Raw genomic sequence first — 16,413 nt, forward strand, 5'->3', positions numbered from 1 at the left:
TGAATATGTTTCAAAAGGTGAAACAGTGGTTTGCAAAAACATTTGAAAGTAAACAAGGGAAGGCAAGAAAAGCCACAAGGCTTCCTTCCTATAAAGGCCGCTTAATTGGAAAATGGGCCTTTTGGCTCCTGTTTAGTTGGATGCTGATTGTATCCATCACAACCGTAGTAAAAGGAAAGGGAGATACACAAGCAAAGGCCAGCACCACTCCAAAGGAAGTTACGCAAAAACAAAACCTTTCTACACGTCCAGAAGCAATTGAATTTGCGCGCGGATTCGCAAAGGAATACTTTACATGGCAAAGAGGGGATGAAGGCAAGAAGAAGCGTTCAGAGCGCTTACATCCCTATATACCGAAAACGTTTGATCCGCAAGTTGGTTTAGATTTTGTAAGTATGCAATGGGATTCCAATTTTCTATACGCAACTGTATTAAGAGTAAATGAGGTTACAGATAAAGAAGCAAGCGTAATTTTTAAAGTGAAATACAAATTAAGCCGCATGAAAGCAGATAATAGCGGGCCAGAGGATAAGGAGGTGATCCAGCAAGTGTCGGTTCCTGTTCGGACAGATGGAAAGGCTTTTGTAATTAGTGGATTCCCTCAAATCGTCAAGGTAAATGAAAAAGCAGAAGTACCAGAAGAAAAAACAGGAAAAGAACGAGAGGAAATTCATGAAATCACTGTAAAAGAAGACATTCGAGAATTTTTACCAACCTTTTTTAAATCCTATACCACCGCAACACAAAAAGAACTCGCGTATGTTTTAGCCAATACAGATATTAAAGGGTTAGAAGGAGCCATGAAATTTGAAAATGTACTTTCCTCTAAGATTTATCCAGGAAAAACAAAAGGCACATATGAGGTACAAACAGAGGTATCTATGATTGATCCACATTCCGAATCGAAAATGAAAACAGGTTATACGTTGTTTGTAAAACAAGATGGAAAGCAATGGATTGTAACAGATTTAAAAACAAAATAGGAGAGGGGCATGTATATGTTCAATATAAATCATTTTGTGTTAGGAATCGGGTTAGAAGGATTTTTCGAAATGATGAAGACACAAGGAACATACGCGTTATATTGTGCGTTTATCATTGTTATTTTGATCGTAGCGGCAAAGCGCGCATGGGGAAAAGCGATTACGTTAATTGTTGGCGGCGGGATTGTTGTATTCTTCATTAACAAACCAGATGCATTAAAAACAATCGGAACGTGGTTAGGCGGATTATTTGGCGTCTAAGTAAGGGACGGAAAGGAAGAGGGCTACATGAAGGAAAAAGAATCAAAATCTATCATTGTCTATTGTTTCGGAAGCTATATGAACTATATGCGAAGACAGTACGAAATTATGGGGTATCGTCTTCCGCGTGCGGTTACATGGAGGGCACTTGGTTATTTTGCGGCGGTAGAAGCGGGGCTTGTAGCCTTCCGCTTCCTTCCTCCCTCTAAATGGATATTTGGAGATATGATCGATCAAGTTTGGCTTATGTATTATGGTGTGATTCCTCTTTTCTTGGTATGGGGCGCAGATAAATATAAAACAGATGGAAAATCGCTTTTCTCTTTTGTTCGGTCCTGGATCACATTTCGTTTACGTAAGCATCAAAGTAGCCGATTAGTGGCCTTGCCGAAATTAAAAAAACATGTGATTCGTGGTCATGTGTGTGTGCAATATGATGTCAAAGATATACCAACCGTACATTCATCTAGTGAAGAAGAAGAAAAGGACATACACGCTTATGACCTAACATTTTTACCCCAAAAGGAGGAAATGAAAGATGTTGAAAATGATGAACAGATCACCATTAAAGCACGTTGAAAAGAATTTAGCGTTTAGTACAGACGAAAAAGTATCCGCAGTATATGAAGTAGACGGATTCGAATACGATCATCAAGACGAAAGCACGAAAAAAGTATATTATCGAAATCAACTCGCTCTTTTTACCCATCAAGAATATGATGTCCACTTGCTTGTGATTCCTCGTACAACAAATTCAGATGAAATTCTGGATGAACATATTTCCACTTTAAAAGGACCAATGGCCCCAACAGGACGCTTTCTTTTTAAAAAAGTAAAAGAATACTTACGAAATGCGGCCATTGCGAAAGAGAACATGGAATATCGCTTTTTCGTTTTAGTACAGCTGAACATGGAACAGAAAGAAAGACAAATTCGTAACCCTGTTGTAGAAACATGGAAGTTTATGAAGAAGATAAGAGAAGGTTTTGCAGAGACAGCCCAAAACATATCGGGTATGAATGTGACAGATATTTTAGAAGAGGAAATCGAAAATTATTTAGAAGTAGAAGACGTGTTATTTAGCCAGGTTAGAGGGGCATTTCCTAATACAAGACGTGCGAAACCGTCTACAACGCGCTTTTTATTCCATCATAACTTTAGTCGTGGAATGAAAGAACTGAATCGTGATCAAAACTGGAAGGTAGGTTCTACAGTTACGTTGCAAAATGAAGAAGGAAAGGCGGTAAAAGTACGCCGTCCCGATTTACAAGAAATGATCAAATTAACAGATACGGTGATTGATGAAAGCCCAGGACGTTCTCTTATACTAGAAAGACAAAATGAAGAAGGAGAAATCGAAACCTCTCATGTTGCTTTTCTTGCGGTGAAAGATATGCCTGAAATATCGGCTTTTCCTGGTGGAGAGTGGATTTATCGCATTCAATCACATTCATTAAAGTTTCCTGTTGAAATGAGTATTCGAGCGTATCATTTAGAAAACCAGATGGTTACACAAAAGCTCTCGAATAGTGAACTAGAATTAAACGATCAACGCCAACAAGCAATGGTAGGCGGCCGCACAACAGATTTAACAATTGACCGTAAAGCAAGAGGCGTCAAAATTGTAAAAGATCGATTTGAAACAACGGGAGCACCTGGATATGAATTAAGTGTACTGTTTTGCGTGTATGCCGAAGATGAAAAAACATTAAAATCACGTGTAAATACGCTCATTACAGAATATCGCAAAATGAAAATTGAGTTAGTTAATCCATATGGAGAACAGTTAGCGTACTTTTACGAGTTCTTACCAGGTTCTAAACGTTATAATACGGACTTCAAATTGTTTGTGGAGCCAGGTGTACTTGCAATGGGAATGTTCGGGGCCACAACACAAATTGGTGACAATCAAGGGTTTTACATTGGAAAGACAAAGAAATTAAATCGACCTGTTTTTGTTCGTCCCGAACTCGCGGCGAAAGCATTAGATAACATTGTAACAGCGTTTGAAAGTTTATCGGTTATGTTTGCGGGGCAAACAGGGAAAGGGAAATCATTCTTAATGAACTTACTCGCTTTCTGGATTGTTATGAGTGGCGGAAGAGCATTTATCATCGATCCAAAAGGGGACCGCACACGATGGCCCGAATTATTGCCAGGATTCAATGAGGATACCTTGCAAGTATGGACGCTTGGGAAGAATAAAGAAGATGCGGGCTGTTTAGACCCATTTCGAATCAGTGCAACGATAGAAGATGCGAAGAGTTTAGCACTTGAAATTTTGACGTTCCTATCGGATGTAGGTTTAGAGGATATCCGATATGACTATTTATATAAAGCTATTGAACGAGTGGCGGAAAAAGAAGACGCATGTTTAACTTTGGTTCGTAAAGAGCTAGTGGAAATGAAGAAAGAACCTAACTTATTGCCAACTGAATTAGAACGGTTAAACGCTCTTACAAATCGTTTAGCAACCTTAGAAGGCATCCAGCTAGGGGATTTATTATTTGGTAAACAAGGTCAAGATTACCGCGTATTAAGTCTAGAACGTCCATTACAGGTATTACAAATTCAACATTTACGCATTCCGAAATCAGAGGAAAAGAATGAAAGTGTTACAGATAAATTATCTCGTAGTATCTTAATTGCATTAGCGGCATTTGGTAAATCCTTAATGCATTCTGATCGTAGTATTTTCAAAGTATACCTACAAGATGAGGCATCAAGTATTTTGAAAAATAAAGAGGGTGCGGCGTCTTCTGACAAAATCATTCGAGAAGGACGTTATCACAATATCGGCTTGTATTTAGGAACACAAAATGCATCCGATTATCAATCAGAAAACAAAGAGGTTGCAAATGTGGGTATGAAGTTCTGTTTTGCACTGAAATACGATAAGGAAGCGGAAGAAATGTTGCGTTACTATAACTTACCGGTCACAGAAGAAAATATCTTAATGTTACGCCAGCTTAGACGCGGAGAAGCCTTATTCCAGGACATTTTTGGGCGAACCGCTGTTGTAGAAATTGATCCTGTTTTCCAAGAATTAAAGACAGCATTTGATTCCTCTACGAAAACAGACGAAGAACGCGCACAACAATTGGCGTAATTCGTATTACAATACAGATAAGAGTATTCTAAATTATCTGTATATGGAGGGTGGAACGATGAAAAAATTACGTATGTTATCGGGATTATGTGTAGCAGGAATGTTAATGGTAACGGGGGGTGCGGGTTGCTCAAATGAAACGAAAAGTAATGCAAATCAAAAAGAAAGTCAGAAAGAGCGTGATATGAAAGAAGCGGATAAAGCCGCAGTTGAGTATTTAAAGGCTTATATTGAAATGGATACAAAAAAATTAAACGATCTTCAATATAAAAAATACAAATTTATGGAAGAAGGAGTCGAGCATCCAAATATTAGCCAAGAAATGAAAGAAAGATATGACTTGTTTAGATATGATTTGAAAGAAGATAAAAATGAGTATTATTACAGAGTTAAATATTATGATCCTGTAGAACAGGCCCAAATGGGGCTATATCTTAGAATGGTAAAAGACGAAAAGGACGAGAAATGGAAAAATTACGAATGGAACTGGAACAATTTAAATTCAACTGTAGGAAGTATGGAACCAGTTCATGTTCATAAATGGGGGCAAAAGGAATGAAAAAACTTTTCTCTATTTGTATGATTCTTGTATTCTTTTTACTACCGTTAGGGCCTCATGTGGCCCTAGCGGAAGATACAAAAACAGAAGAAAAACAGGAACAAAAGGGAGCAAGAATTTCTGAAAATCTATTTAGTGGGTACACAGATGGGATTTACAAAGATAAGTATTACGAAATCGACACATATCAACCAAAGGAAGAAGATAAGAACGTGTTTCAAAAAGTTGGTGGATACTTATTTGGTGATGATAGTGTAGGAAAAGACTTGCAAAGAATGTTGTATACAACATGTCAATGGCTTGCCAATATGGCGTTTCAGTTAAATGTAATTCTTGGCCAGTTAACAATTTTTCTAGTCGATCAAGCATTGAACCTGGATATTGTAGATACCGTAGCGGATAAATTAGGTGCGGCTATGCAAAATATCGCTGGTATTGGAAAAGGCGGTTTTTCATCTTCTGGACTATTCCCAGCAATTATCGGCATTGCTTGTGTGTTATCGGCTTGTTATGCGGGCTATATTTTCTTTATTAAGCGCCAGCCCTCAAAAGGTTTAAGTGAGTTAGTGAAAACAGTTTTGGTTATTGCTTTTATTGTTACGTACATTGGAAATGCAGGTGCGATTTTAAAGAGTGCAAATACGATTAGTTCTGAAATTAGTGTAACGGTATTAGCAAAAGCAACAGGAACGGTTGCGGGTGATCCAGGACGCTCCAAAGCAGACGCAATCTTTTCAGTGAAAAAGCAAATTTGGGATTTGCTAGTTGAACGGCCATATTTATTTTTACAGTATGGTGAAGATTCAAAAGAAAAATTAGGTGCTAAACGAGTAGATGAATTATTAGCGACAGCACCAGGAAAAGATAGGGAGAGCAAGGTACAAGAGGAAATAAAAAAAGGAAACCAAATGATGATTGTTACGTCTGTAGGAGAGCGCCTTGTATTTACAGTTATGTACTATGTCGTGAATACATTCGCAGGTGTTCCAGTGATTGCATTTTGTTTACTGATTGTAGCATTCCAATTATGGTTTCTTGTCATGAGTATTATCTCACCAATCGTCATGGCGGTGGCTCTATTGCCAGGATATCGTAGAGTCATTGAAAGCTGGGCTTCACAATGGATTCGCCCATTAGCATTAAAAATCTTTATGTCTGTTATGCTGGTGATCATCTTTACAATAGCAGAATTACTATATGTGTTACCAGAAGCGGGCGTTGCAGGATATGTGTCTACAATGATTTTCCAAATTCTTGTTTTCGTTCTTTGCTACCTGTTTAGAGGAAATATTGTTGCGGCCTTTAGTCGAGCACGTGGCGTGTATGAAACGGTCACAAATATATCTCTTATGACTGAAAACTTTGTAGATAAGGGGAAAGAGTACGCTGGAAATACAATGTCTTATATTGGAGACAAAATGGGAGCACATTTTAACAGCGCGGCTGAATTAGCGGCGGCAGGCGGCCAGTTAGAAAATGCAGGGACAGACGACGAAAAGACAAAAGCCAACCCGTTAGTGCAAGCGAATATACCGAATGATTTACCAAATAATCAAACGGAACAAGAAAAAGAAGAGAATCAAAAGAAAGGAAATCTTATCTCCTTACAAGATCGTGATAAAGATGGGAATTTACCACAACAGGAAGAGGAAGGGAAAGAACAAACGACACCAGGTGAAGAAGAGGCACCAATGCAACAAGACCTTATCAGCTTAGATAAAGAAGCATTAGAACAAGAAGTAGAAGGACAACAAGAAGGAACAGAGGTAGAAGAATCAGAAATGGATGTTCAACCAGAACTTGTATCTTTAGAGAATGAGGAAATTCCGACAGGGGAAGAAATACCAGCTGATATAGAGGGATATGAAGAAATTCAACCAGAAGTACCAGAACAAGAGGTGCCATTAGAAGACATTCCGACTGATATAGAAGTATATGAAGAGGTACAGCCAGAAGTAACAGAGCAAGAAATACCACTAGAAGAAGTTTCAAGTGGTATGGAGGCATATGAAGAAATCCAGACAGAAGTACCAGAACAAGAAATACCACTAGAAGAAGTTTCAAGCGATATGGAGGCATATGAAGAGATTCAAACAGAAGTACCAACACAAGAACTTCCATTAGAGGAAGTTTCAACAGATCATGAAGCATATGAAGAAATCCCATCCGATATCCCACAACAAGACATCCCAACAGAAGAAATTCCGATGGATATTTCAAGAGAAGAAATACAATCAGAACAGGAAACTTCAACACATATTCCACAACAAGAAATCTCAACACCAATTGAAACAGATGCAAATGAACCTTTAATACCAGATACAATTCGTGCAGATGTAAATGAAGAAGGTGTCATTGTACCTCATACACCAGAAACAACAAGTGCAGATATTCCAGATGCTATTCCTGCAGAAGTGAATGAAGCGGGGGAAATTGTTGCAAAAAAAGATGATATAGATGTCGAGTCAACTGTACAAGTAACAAATTCTTCTGACTCATTTATCCCGACGGAATCCGTTTCCTCTTCTGATTTAACACGAGTAAATGAGAAAGAAGTGAGCAAAAATGAACCGATTCAAGGAGAAGCGGAAACAATCGATACACCAGATATACAATATGGAGCTGTAGCCGCTGGAAGTGAAAACTGGATGCCTTCTACTGATCCGCAAAACTTAGATAACTTAGATGATTTGGAGCCACCAAAGAAAGATGAGTAGAGTCCTAGACTTTTAGGACTTTACTATTTTTTTACGAAAAAAGGAGCGATATAGCTATGAAACACTGGGGATTAACGTGTATGAAAATGGTGAGTATCAGTATTTTTCTTTGTATCGGATGTTTTGGGTGGATGAACATAATCATTCTTTTCATACAGAGAGAATGGCCGACAGATTTATTAGGATGGATTGGTTTAGGATTACTTATCTGGTATACACTCATTCTTCTCACTCTTCAAATTATCCATAATGAGTTACGTTGTCGTATAGATGATAGAGCGAAACTAGCCTTTTTCATGTGGTTTGTAGGAATCGGTCATTTTGGATTACTACATTTTATACAAGACCAGCAATCTACTGTTTTAACGTTACTATTTCATGTTTTTACGATTATACCCATTCTTTTAGCCCTTATATATGGGCTGATTGTTCGAAGATATTCTATTCAATCTTGATACATGTTGTAAGGGGGGAGGGATGATATGAGACCAGAAATAAAAGAAGTCGTAGACAAAACGATACAAGAAGAGATTGCACAAGAACAAAAAAAGAAGAAGAAAAAGAAATCCTGGTTACTGACACTTCTTTTTGGAAGTTCCACTTTCACAATAGGATTGTTCGTCTGTATTGGATTTATTTTATTTATCGTTTTGGCGCAAGGCATTGGCAAAAAAGAAGAGGAAGCGCCAGCAACCATACCAAGTAATGGAATGACGGTTTGTCGTCCAGGTGGAAAAACAGTGGCGCCAGAAGAACTACAACCCCACCTGGGCGGCGTTTTTACAGGGAAAGCACAAGCATTTTTAAATGCAGGAACACAAAACCAAATCGATCCCGTTTTACTAGCGGCCATTGCGAGATTGGAAACGGGGAACGGTACTTCTAATGCAGTAAAGAACTATAACAACCCAGGCGGACTTATGGACCCTAGCAGTTCACAAATGAAAGGGTTCATGAAATTTGCCACTTTAGACGAAGGAATCAACGCTATGGCCCGAAACTTATATAAAAACTATATCGGTATGGGGATCACAACCATAGAAGCAATAGGTGCTAAATATGCACCGCCAGGGGCGGCAAATGATCCGCATGGCACAAATGGTTTATGGCCTGTATTAGTAACAAAGTTTGTAGCGCAAATGGGCGGTCTTACTTTTAATTGTGAAGCGGGAAAGCCAGGCGGCGTTGTAGATACGGGATCAGCAAGCTCACAAGGGTTTATTCGTCCAATCGCTCAAACAACGATTACAAGCCCATTTGGACCACGCTGGGGCACCATTCACAAAGGTATTGATTATTCATGCCAGGACGGTGTCACCCCAATTGCCGCGTCGAAAGGTGGCGTTGTAGAGTGGGCGAAATTTGGCGCTTCCGGTTCGGGTTTTGGCGGCTATGGAAATGTAGTTGTCATTAATCATGGGAATGGATATTGGAGTTTATACGGTCATATGTCGTCCATTACTGTACAGGAAGGACAAAACATTGGAGTTGGTCAACAGGTGGGAGTTTGCGGAAGAACAGGGCAGGTAACAGGGCCGCATCTTCACTTTGAGATCAAAACATCTTTGACGTTTGGTCAAGTCGACCCAGCACCGTATTTGCCGAAATAAGCGGAAAGAAAGGGAGGAATAGGGATGAAACAGGGAATCGTTGGTTTAGTCATACTTGTACTGGTGGGTATCAGTGTATGGTTATGGAATCAAAATCGCACTTTACAGCATAAAGTTGAACAAACGGAAAAGAAATGGACGGAACAAGTAAAAGAGCTAAAAACAGAGAATCGAGCATTGGAAAAGCGCGTAACAGTTTTAACAGAAAACACGCAAGATAAAGGGCAAGAAGTAGCAAAACAGTTCGTAGAGTTGTTAATACAGAATGATAACAAGCAAAAAGAAAAGCCAGGATTTGAAAAGATCAAAGAAATGATAACGGGAGAAGCAAGAAGCAAATTATTAAATGCGCCAGAGGATGCACATAACCATATAGAAGATGATGGCTCTATGCACATTCAAACGAAAGCAAAGATAACAGATGTGTACTACATTAAAACCGCTGATAATAAAGCGGATGTAACGGTTAAATATGATTATCTTGTAACGATAGATGGAACAGAACAACAAGAAAAACACACCATGAAATTAAATTTACTATTAGAAGGTGAGAAATGGTTTGTAGAAAATTATGAGTTCCAGATCAATACAGGAATTGAAGGGCCATAGTGAAAGGAATGAGGGGAGTTGGTGAATCAAAATGTATTGCATCACATCGGTTATGAAATATTGCAAGAAACGTTTGTATTGATTCGAAATGTATTTTCCTATTCAAACCAAGATGAATCCAGTGTGACATATGTGCGAGAAATTGCGGATGCCTTGCATAATATTCCGTATTCGATTCAGAAACAACATGATAAATTCCTAGAATTTGAGTTCAAACTGTTAGAAGAAACATTAATGCCAATGGATTTTGGAAAGGTTGCCGCGCAAAACATTCCCTATTTTAAAATGTATGCGGCACGTGTACAGCAATTGTTACAGAAGCGCTATAAAGAGGTGTAATCGAGTGGAAATGGGGCGATAAAAAATGATCGTATTGGGAATTGGGCTGTCAGTTTTGCTGATAGCCTTTTTATTTATCCAGGTATATCCGTTCCAGGAACAAAAGTTAGAACAGAGAAAATACGATGAATATGGAATCTGGATCATTATTTGTACAGGGGTATGTCTCTATGTTTCGCACCACTTTTTACAGGAAAACACATGGCAATGGGGATTGAAAATCATAGGCGCAACTTTTTTTACAGGGTTTTCAATTGGATGTGTCGGAAAACAAAGTATATATGATTTTCAACATAAAAAATTTCCCTTTCAGAAAAAATGACGTTTCAGATTCTCTTGTAATTGATTTTAAAGAAAGTGCTAATACATTTGGTATCGAATAAGATTACACTCTTTATTCGGCTTTTTAAGTGCTTTAAATGAGTTTTTAGAGAGGAGGGGGTATGAAGATGCTTTTTTTTAAGGTTATTGCATATATTTTGCTAAGTATAGGAGTTTGTACAGTTGTTTTAGCGGGGATAGCCGCGATTGTAAAGAAACAAATGCTAATTGCAAATATAAATCTATTATTGGCCATGTATTATTTTTGTTCGGGAAGTCTTCTTTATTTGTGCACGTTGTGGGAAACACAAGATATTTTCCTACAAGCCTTTTTGATTTTAATTGTAGGAATTACGATTATCCGATTAAGAAAAAGCTGGTATGTACCGCAAATGCGTACTCTACAAAAACTACAAGAAGAAGCAACAAGTAAGAATAATCTGTGAGGAAATGTAAGAGGAAAAGGAGTGGAGGAATCTTGATACATCAATATGAATTAAACTTTTCAGTGATGTACAGTGGCAAAGTAACAGACTCACAATCTACGATTATTCCAGCACAATCTTTAGAGGAAGCAAGTGAGAAATTACAATCAGAAGTAAAGCGGCGGTTAGGAAAATGTAGTATAAAAGTGAACTCCGCCAGTTTATGTATTTCAGAAGAAGTTCGATATACAGTCTTAAAAAAGTGAAAATCAACATCGTGCGTAAAAAGGAGGGAATGAATATGATATGTCCAGTATGTGTCAAAAGAGAAAAAAGGGAAGTTGAAATGATCCCAATGTATGACGAATACCCAAATTGGATTCTTTTTTGCAGAAAATGCGATCATCGACATGAAAATGAAGAAGTAAGCCCTCTTCCTTACTGAAAGCAATAAATTAAAAAGTCCTGTTTTTACAGCAGGACTTTTTTCTTTTATGTAAATAACTGTTATTGATTATTCCATTTATCATAAAACGTTTTTTCTTACGATTCAATCAAACGAGAGTTCTCTAAATCGTTCCATTTTAAAAGTTTAGTTAGTATTTCGTCCTTTTGTTTTTCTAAATGTTCCATTTTATCTAGGATAATTTTTTGGGCTTGCTGCCATTCTTTGGAGTGCTTTAGAGAATCATCAAATTTAGCCAATTGTGACACATTCATATAATCTGAATGTTTAGAGTTATGCCATATATGCTCTTGTTGTAACCTGAAAATTGGAGCAAATTCGAGAGTATCTACATTTTCTACGTGCTGATTATATTCTGTAAATAGTAGATGTCTAACAAAAGATACATTTTTAGACTCTTGATTACTAGCGTTATTGAGTAATCGATATTTTTGGTCTTTTATAAGTGCGTAATATTCATCATTTGTTGTATTTTTGACCTTCTCTAAAGAAATGTGATCTGTAATTTTAATTGAATCATTACTCATAGACATTCTGAATTTGAAGGGATGGAAATGACAATCACCATGTATATGAGCTTGGAGAGCATTGATGTTAGAGTTGTGAACTAAATCAATTAATACATTACCTGTTCCGTTCCCTTTTTTCATCGTACGAAAAACGAAAATGAATCCATAAATATAATCGTTCTGATAATCAATCCCTACAAAATCATATCGGTATCTTGGACTTAAATCTAAAGCCCTGTCATATTCTAGCCCTATTGTTAAATCGTACATAGTGACCTCCTATAAATAGTTTTTACCCCTTATTAGAACCATTGTATCAATTAGGAATTGCAATTGACTAATTTTATTTGGAGTGGCACCAGCATTTTACGAATTTTGTATGCTAAAGTTATATATGTTTTTTTATCAGTTGAATTTGAAAAATGTCATTATCCGTAATACCAAGCACCCTCATTTCCTCTTTAAAAGAGCGCCAGGGTTCAACCCTAATGGATTTGGTGCTTTTATCTCGTAATGTGTATTCTCTTATATAATATGATTTTTGTTTCTCATGTTCTTTCATTGTTAATCCTCCATCATAATAAGGAGATAAAGCACTTGAACAAGTGCTTTATCTCTGTTGACCTACAGTTACTCTTCACCTAAAAGTATACTTGATAAATTTAAGATTTACTAAAAGCATGACCCTATAAGTGTAATAATTGTTAACAATGTGTCCTTATCAATGTCAATTTCAAATTTGATCTTCATTTACGTTGTCCCTCCTTTGTTTTAAAAATAGCTTAGTTTTTCATGTTACCTCCCAGCAAAAAATAAACTGTGTAACATTCTTACCTTTAATATAAGAGAAGCTAAACTAAATTTTTGTTTTTCTTAAAAAATTTGAAATGGATTTTTCCATTTAGTATGTATTACTGCTATCAGGTACACTTTCACTATCAGGTACACTTTCACTATCAGGTACACTTTCACTATCAGGTACACTTTCACTATCAGGTACACTTTTACTATCAGGTACACTTTTACTATCAGGTCACTTTCACTAACAGGTGCACACCTAATAACAGACCTTTTTTAATTTGGGTGTTTTTGCCCAAATCCCCGAAAAGGGGGAATAAGCTTATGCTATTTAGACGTTATATCCCGTGTCAAAAAGTACACTTTATGACATAGCAAAAAACATAGTGTTTTTCGTTTCAAAAGTACAACTTAAAAACATTTGAAACATATCAATAAAACTGTATATGTTTTGAAATACCTATTTTTAAAAGTAATCAAAAAGCCTATTTATGGTAATATAAAACATAGGGAATAAATGCATAAGTGTGAATTTTTAGAAACATATAGAGGGGGATTTTACAATTTATGGTGCAGTCAATTAAAAAAATCGTTTTAACTGTAGTTCTTATCGGTATGGTTGTTGGAATGGTCATTTTATATCTTTACATTAATGCTCTTCAGGAGACAGTGCAGAAAGTTACTGAAGATCCGATATATGGTAGTGTAATGAGTCAAGATTTTGCTATGTTATCTGAAAAAGATGGCAGCTATGTATACACTATTATGAATGATAATGAGAAAAGGTCATTGGATCAAGCGAATACGGAAAACAAATTTAAATCTTACCCTTTTCAAACAGGGAAAATTGCAACAACACAAGCGATGACAATTAAGAAAAATAATGTATTGTATCATATAGTTTCTAAAGATGAAGATTCAGATAAACCATATTTAGTACAGTATCAAGAAGAAAATGGTGTATTAAAAGTTGTAAAGGTAGATGAATATCAAGAAAAATTAAGTCAAGAATTAGAAATTCCAGCATTTCATTTTCTTGAAGCAAAAGAGATGAAGAGGTAATCAATAAGTTTTACAAAAGATACAAAATGTTGAACTCATAAAAAGCAATTGATATCTTGTGTATGTAATTTTATCAATATTAGTGTAAGTCCTTATGTATGTTGTCATAAGGACTTGTTTGCATACGTATTACTCTTTTATGTACAATGAAAGAAAAACATCTTATGAGATGGGGAGAGGAAAACCCATGTCCAACCAACAATTAGTGAATTTACGCATTGATTTTGCTTTTAAACAATTATTTGGCACAAGTGGAAATGAAGACATTCTAATTGCTTTTTTAAATGCTATGTTACAAAATTCTTTAGAATCACCCATTGTTTCGTTACAATTAGAAGATCCACACTTACATCGCGAACATGAAGAGGATAAATTATCGATTTTAGATATTTCCGCAACGTTAGATACGGGAACAAAGGTAAATGTGGAAATACAGCTAAATAATAATCATGATATGATTAAGAGAAGTTTATATTACTGGGGAAGGCTATACACATCCCAACTTCAAAAAGGAATGCCATATAGTTCTCTTCATAAAACAATTACGATTAATTTATTAAACTTTATGATGTTTCCAGAATATGAAGCATTTCATACAACAGGAATCCTATGGAATCAGCAACAACAGAAGATATTGAGTAGTGATATTGAAGTTCACATCGTAGAGATTCCAAAACTCATGCAACAATGGCGGAATGAACAATTAAATCCCTGGGAAGATTCATTTGTTCGTTGGTTGTTATTACTTCCAGCGAATGAGGATGAACACTTAACCCAAACATTGGAGGATATTGCGATGAACCAAGACCCGATTTTACAAAAAGCGATGAATAAATGGGAACGTATGAGTCAAGATTCTTCCTTCCGACAAGCGTATGAAGCAAGGGAGAAAGCTTTGATGGATGAAGCCGCGAAGTTCGCTCATGCTCGTAATGAAGGAAAGAAAGAAGGGCGTCAAGAGGGAATTGAAGAAGGGAAAATCCAATTAATTCGTGGAATGCATAAAAATGGAATGCCAATTGAAGATATTGCAAAGTTTACAAATTTACGCATAGAAGAAGTACGGAACATTTTACAAATCTAAATGATTAAAAAAATAACACCTACATTGTAGGTGTTATTTTCAGGCTGTGGAGAAAGTCTTCTCCACAGCCTGTTTTTGTGTCTGAACCTCTTTTTATGTGTCAACACTGATAAAAAGAGGTAAAGGAGAGATTTTTTATGATGGGTGCTTTAAAAAATCATCGTGATGAACGTGTATCTGTTTCTGTAGAAGAGTTGGTTCCACAAGATCATTTCCTTCGTGCGATCGAAGCGACAATTAGTTTTGATTTTATTGAAGAGAAGTTACGCCCTTATTACTGTGAAAACAATGGACGTCCTTCAATCCATCCTATCGTTTTATTTAAAATGATGTTTATTGGATATTTTTACGGTATTCGTTCGGAGCGTCAATTGGAAAAAGAGATTAAAACGAATATCGCCTACCGTTGGTTTTTAGGGTTTTCTCTATCAGATACTATTCCGGATCATTCTACAATCAGTTGGAATCGTCGTACTCGCTTTATTCATACAAATATTTTCGAAGAAATTTTTGATGAGATCGTGAGGCAAGCGACAGAGCACCGGATGGTGGGAGGACGTGCGCTGATGACAGATTCTACGCACATTAAGGCCAATGCTAATAAAAATAAGTTTGTACATAAATATAAAAAAGAAAAGGCAAAGTTTTATATAGATGAACTAGAAGCTGCGGTAATTGAAGATCGTGAGGTACACGAAAAAAAGAATTAAAACCCAGAAAGGAAAGTGATACTCCCACTAAAAAAACTCGTATAAGTACTACGGATCCAGATAGTGGATTTTTAATGAGAGATGGAAAACCAAACGGTTTTCATTTCTTAGACCATCGTACGACTGATGCGAAGTACAATATTATTACAGATACTTATGTAACGGCTGGAAATATGGCAGATTCCGAGCCATATTTAGCGCGTCTACAAGCTCAAATTGATAAATTCGGATTTAAAGTGGAAGCTGTAGCTCTTGATGCAGGCTATTTTACAGGGTATATCTGTAAGAAATTATCGGAGAGAAATATATTTATGGTGATGGGGTATCGCCGATTTGGAAAACGAAATAAAGAAGTACCAAAAAGCCAATTTAAATATGTAGAAGAAATGAATGCATTTGCTTGTCCGATGGGGTGTATTTTAGAGTATGCGACAACGGATCGTGAAGGATATCGTCACTATAAATCCAACCCAGAAGACTGCGCTGTTTGTCCGCTACGTGAGGTATGTTTTTCAAAGAAACAAAAACAAAAAGTTATCACTCATCATATATGGGAGAAATATAAGGATATCGCTAGAAAAAACAAACTAACAGTTACAGGGAAAAAGTTGTACAAAGTACGCTGTTCAACTATAGAGCGAAGCTTTGCGGACGCCAAAGAACTACATGGCTATCGATATGCTCGATTTCGGGGGCTGAAGTCTGTCCAAATGCAGGCTTATCTCACCGCAACTTGTCAAAACATGAAAAAATAGCCCTCCATCTGACCAAAAAAGGTCTGGTGGAGGGCTATTTTTTTGAAACTCTATTATTTTATGTTGTTTTTATTCGCTAAAATCAAAATGATTCCA

General features: G+C 36.7%; 17 protein-coding genes and 1 pseudogene. 16 read left to right on the top strand and 2 right to left on the bottom strand.

What is annotated here, in order from left to right:
- Positions 1 to 5: 5 nt before the first annotated feature.
- The 13 genes from N2V80_RS30185 to N2V80_RS30245 all read left to right on the top strand — a co-directional run bounded on the left by N2V80_RS30185 (position 6) and on the right by N2V80_RS30245 (position 11,199).
- Positions 6 to 983, top strand: coding sequence for a conjugal transfer protein (locus tag N2V80_RS30185; RefSeq protein WP_061655317.1), 978 nt, complete (start codon positions 6 to 8; stop codon positions 981 to 983).
- A gap of 9 nt (positions 984 to 992) precedes the next feature.
- Complete coding sequence (locus N2V80_RS30190) at positions 993 to 1,244, top strand: TcpD family membrane protein (protein ID WP_000281809.1); 252 nt, start codon at positions 993 to 995, stop codon at positions 1,242 to 1,244.
- 27 nt (positions 1,245 to 1,271) lie between these two features.
- Positions 1,272 to 1,823 carry a TcpE family conjugal transfer membrane protein gene (locus N2V80_RS30195; RefSeq protein WP_061655318.1) on the top strand — a complete coding sequence of 184 codons (552 nt, stop codon included), beginning with the start codon at positions 1,272 to 1,274 and terminating at the stop codon, positions 1,821 to 1,823.
- Positions 1,783 to 4,353: an ATP-binding protein gene (locus tag N2V80_RS30200; RefSeq protein WP_061655319.1), complete on the top strand. Its 2,571-nt coding sequence runs from the start codon at positions 1,783 to 1,785 to the stop codon at positions 4,351 to 4,353. The genes N2V80_RS30195 and N2V80_RS30200 overlap by 41 nt, the downstream gene beginning before the upstream one ends.
- A 58-nt stretch (positions 4,354 to 4,411) precedes the next feature.
- Entirely contained in the window at positions 4,412 to 4,912 is a 501-nt protein-coding gene (locus N2V80_RS30205) for a hypothetical protein (RefSeq protein WP_061655320.1), read from the top strand.
- Complete coding sequence (locus N2V80_RS30210) at positions 4,909 to 7,629, top strand: CD3337/EF1877 family mobilome membrane protein (RefSeq protein ID WP_061655321.1); 2,721 nt, start codon at positions 4,909 to 4,911, stop codon at positions 7,627 to 7,629. The genes N2V80_RS30205 and N2V80_RS30210 overlap by 4 nt, the downstream gene beginning before the upstream one ends.
- A gap of 56 nt (positions 7,630 to 7,685) precedes the next feature.
- Positions 7,686 to 8,084, top strand: a complete 399-nt coding sequence (locus N2V80_RS30215) for a hypothetical protein (RefSeq protein WP_061655322.1) — start codon at positions 7,686 to 7,688, stop codon at positions 8,082 to 8,084.
- A gap of 27 nt (positions 8,085 to 8,111) precedes the next feature.
- On the top strand, positions 8,112 to 9,239 hold the full coding sequence (locus N2V80_RS30220; RefSeq protein ID WP_061655323.1) for a peptidoglycan DD-metalloendopeptidase family protein: 1,128 nt from the start codon (positions 8,112 to 8,114) through the stop codon (positions 9,237 to 9,239).
- Positions 9,240 to 9,263: 24 nt separating this feature from the next.
- Positions 9,264 to 9,848 carry a hypothetical protein gene (locus tag N2V80_RS30225; RefSeq protein WP_061655324.1) on the top strand — a complete coding sequence of 195 codons (585 nt, stop codon included), beginning with the start codon at positions 9,264 to 9,266 and terminating at the stop codon, positions 9,846 to 9,848.
- Between the two features lie 21 nt (positions 9,849 to 9,869).
- Complete coding sequence (locus N2V80_RS30230) at positions 9,870 to 10,187, top strand: hypothetical protein (RefSeq protein WP_061655325.1); 318 nt, start codon at positions 9,870 to 9,872, stop codon at positions 10,185 to 10,187.
- Between the two features lie 25 nt (positions 10,188 to 10,212).
- Complete coding sequence (locus N2V80_RS30235; protein ID WP_000636253.1) at positions 10,213 to 10,509, top strand: hypothetical protein; 297 nt, start codon at positions 10,213 to 10,215, stop codon at positions 10,507 to 10,509.
- Positions 10,510 to 10,636: 127 nt separating this feature from the next.
- Complete coding sequence (locus N2V80_RS30240) at positions 10,637 to 10,954, top strand: hypothetical protein (protein ID WP_061655326.1); 318 nt, start codon at positions 10,637 to 10,639, stop codon at positions 10,952 to 10,954.
- A gap of 32 nt (positions 10,955 to 10,986) precedes the next feature.
- On the top strand, positions 10,987 to 11,199 hold the full coding sequence (locus tag N2V80_RS30245; protein WP_061139552.1) for a hypothetical protein: 213 nt from the start codon (positions 10,987 to 10,989) through the stop codon (positions 11,197 to 11,199).
- Positions 11,200 to 11,476: 277 nt separating this feature from the next.
- On the opposite strand, the gene N2V80_RS30250 is transcribed toward N2V80_RS30245, so the two are convergent.
- Together N2V80_RS30250 and N2V80_RS30255 are read right to left on the bottom strand one after the other, a co-directional pair.
- Positions 11,477 to 12,178 carry a hypothetical protein gene (locus N2V80_RS30250; RefSeq protein WP_061139551.1) on the bottom strand — a complete coding sequence of 234 codons (702 nt, stop codon included), beginning with the start codon at positions 12,176 to 12,178 and terminating at the stop codon, positions 11,477 to 11,479.
- A gap of 118 nt (positions 12,179 to 12,296) precedes the next feature.
- Entirely contained in the window at positions 12,297 to 12,470 is a 174-nt protein-coding gene (locus tag N2V80_RS30255) for a hypothetical protein (RefSeq protein ID WP_000658054.1), read from the bottom strand.
- An 803-nt stretch (positions 12,471 to 13,273) separates the two neighbouring features.
- Between N2V80_RS30255 and N2V80_RS30260 the strand changes: the two genes are divergently transcribed.
- The 3 genes and pseudogenes from N2V80_RS30260 to N2V80_RS30270 all read left to right on the top strand — a co-directional run bounded on the left by N2V80_RS30260 (position 13,274) and on the right by N2V80_RS30270 (position 16,397).
- Positions 13,274 to 13,768 carry a hypothetical protein gene (locus tag N2V80_RS30260; RefSeq protein ID WP_061139550.1) on the top strand — a complete coding sequence of 165 codons (495 nt, stop codon included), beginning with the start codon at positions 13,274 to 13,276 and terminating at the stop codon, positions 13,766 to 13,768.
- 187 nt (positions 13,769 to 13,955) lie between these two features.
- Positions 13,956 to 14,852 (top strand): Rpn family recombination-promoting nuclease/putative transposase, encoded by an 897-nt coding sequence (locus N2V80_RS30265; RefSeq protein ID WP_061655327.1) that lies wholly within the window; start codon positions 13,956 to 13,958, stop codon positions 14,850 to 14,852.
- 137 nt (positions 14,853 to 14,989) lie between these two features.
- Positions 14,990 to 16,397, top strand: a pseudogene (locus tag N2V80_RS30270) (IS1182 family transposase).
- Positions 16,398 to 16,413: the final 16 nt, after the last annotated feature.

It is taken from the genome of Bacillus sp. FSL W8-0640, from assembly GCF_038007725.1.
Taxonomy (GTDB): domain Bacteria; phylum Bacillota; class Bacilli; order Bacillales; family Bacillaceae_G; genus Bacillus_A; species Bacillus_A cereus.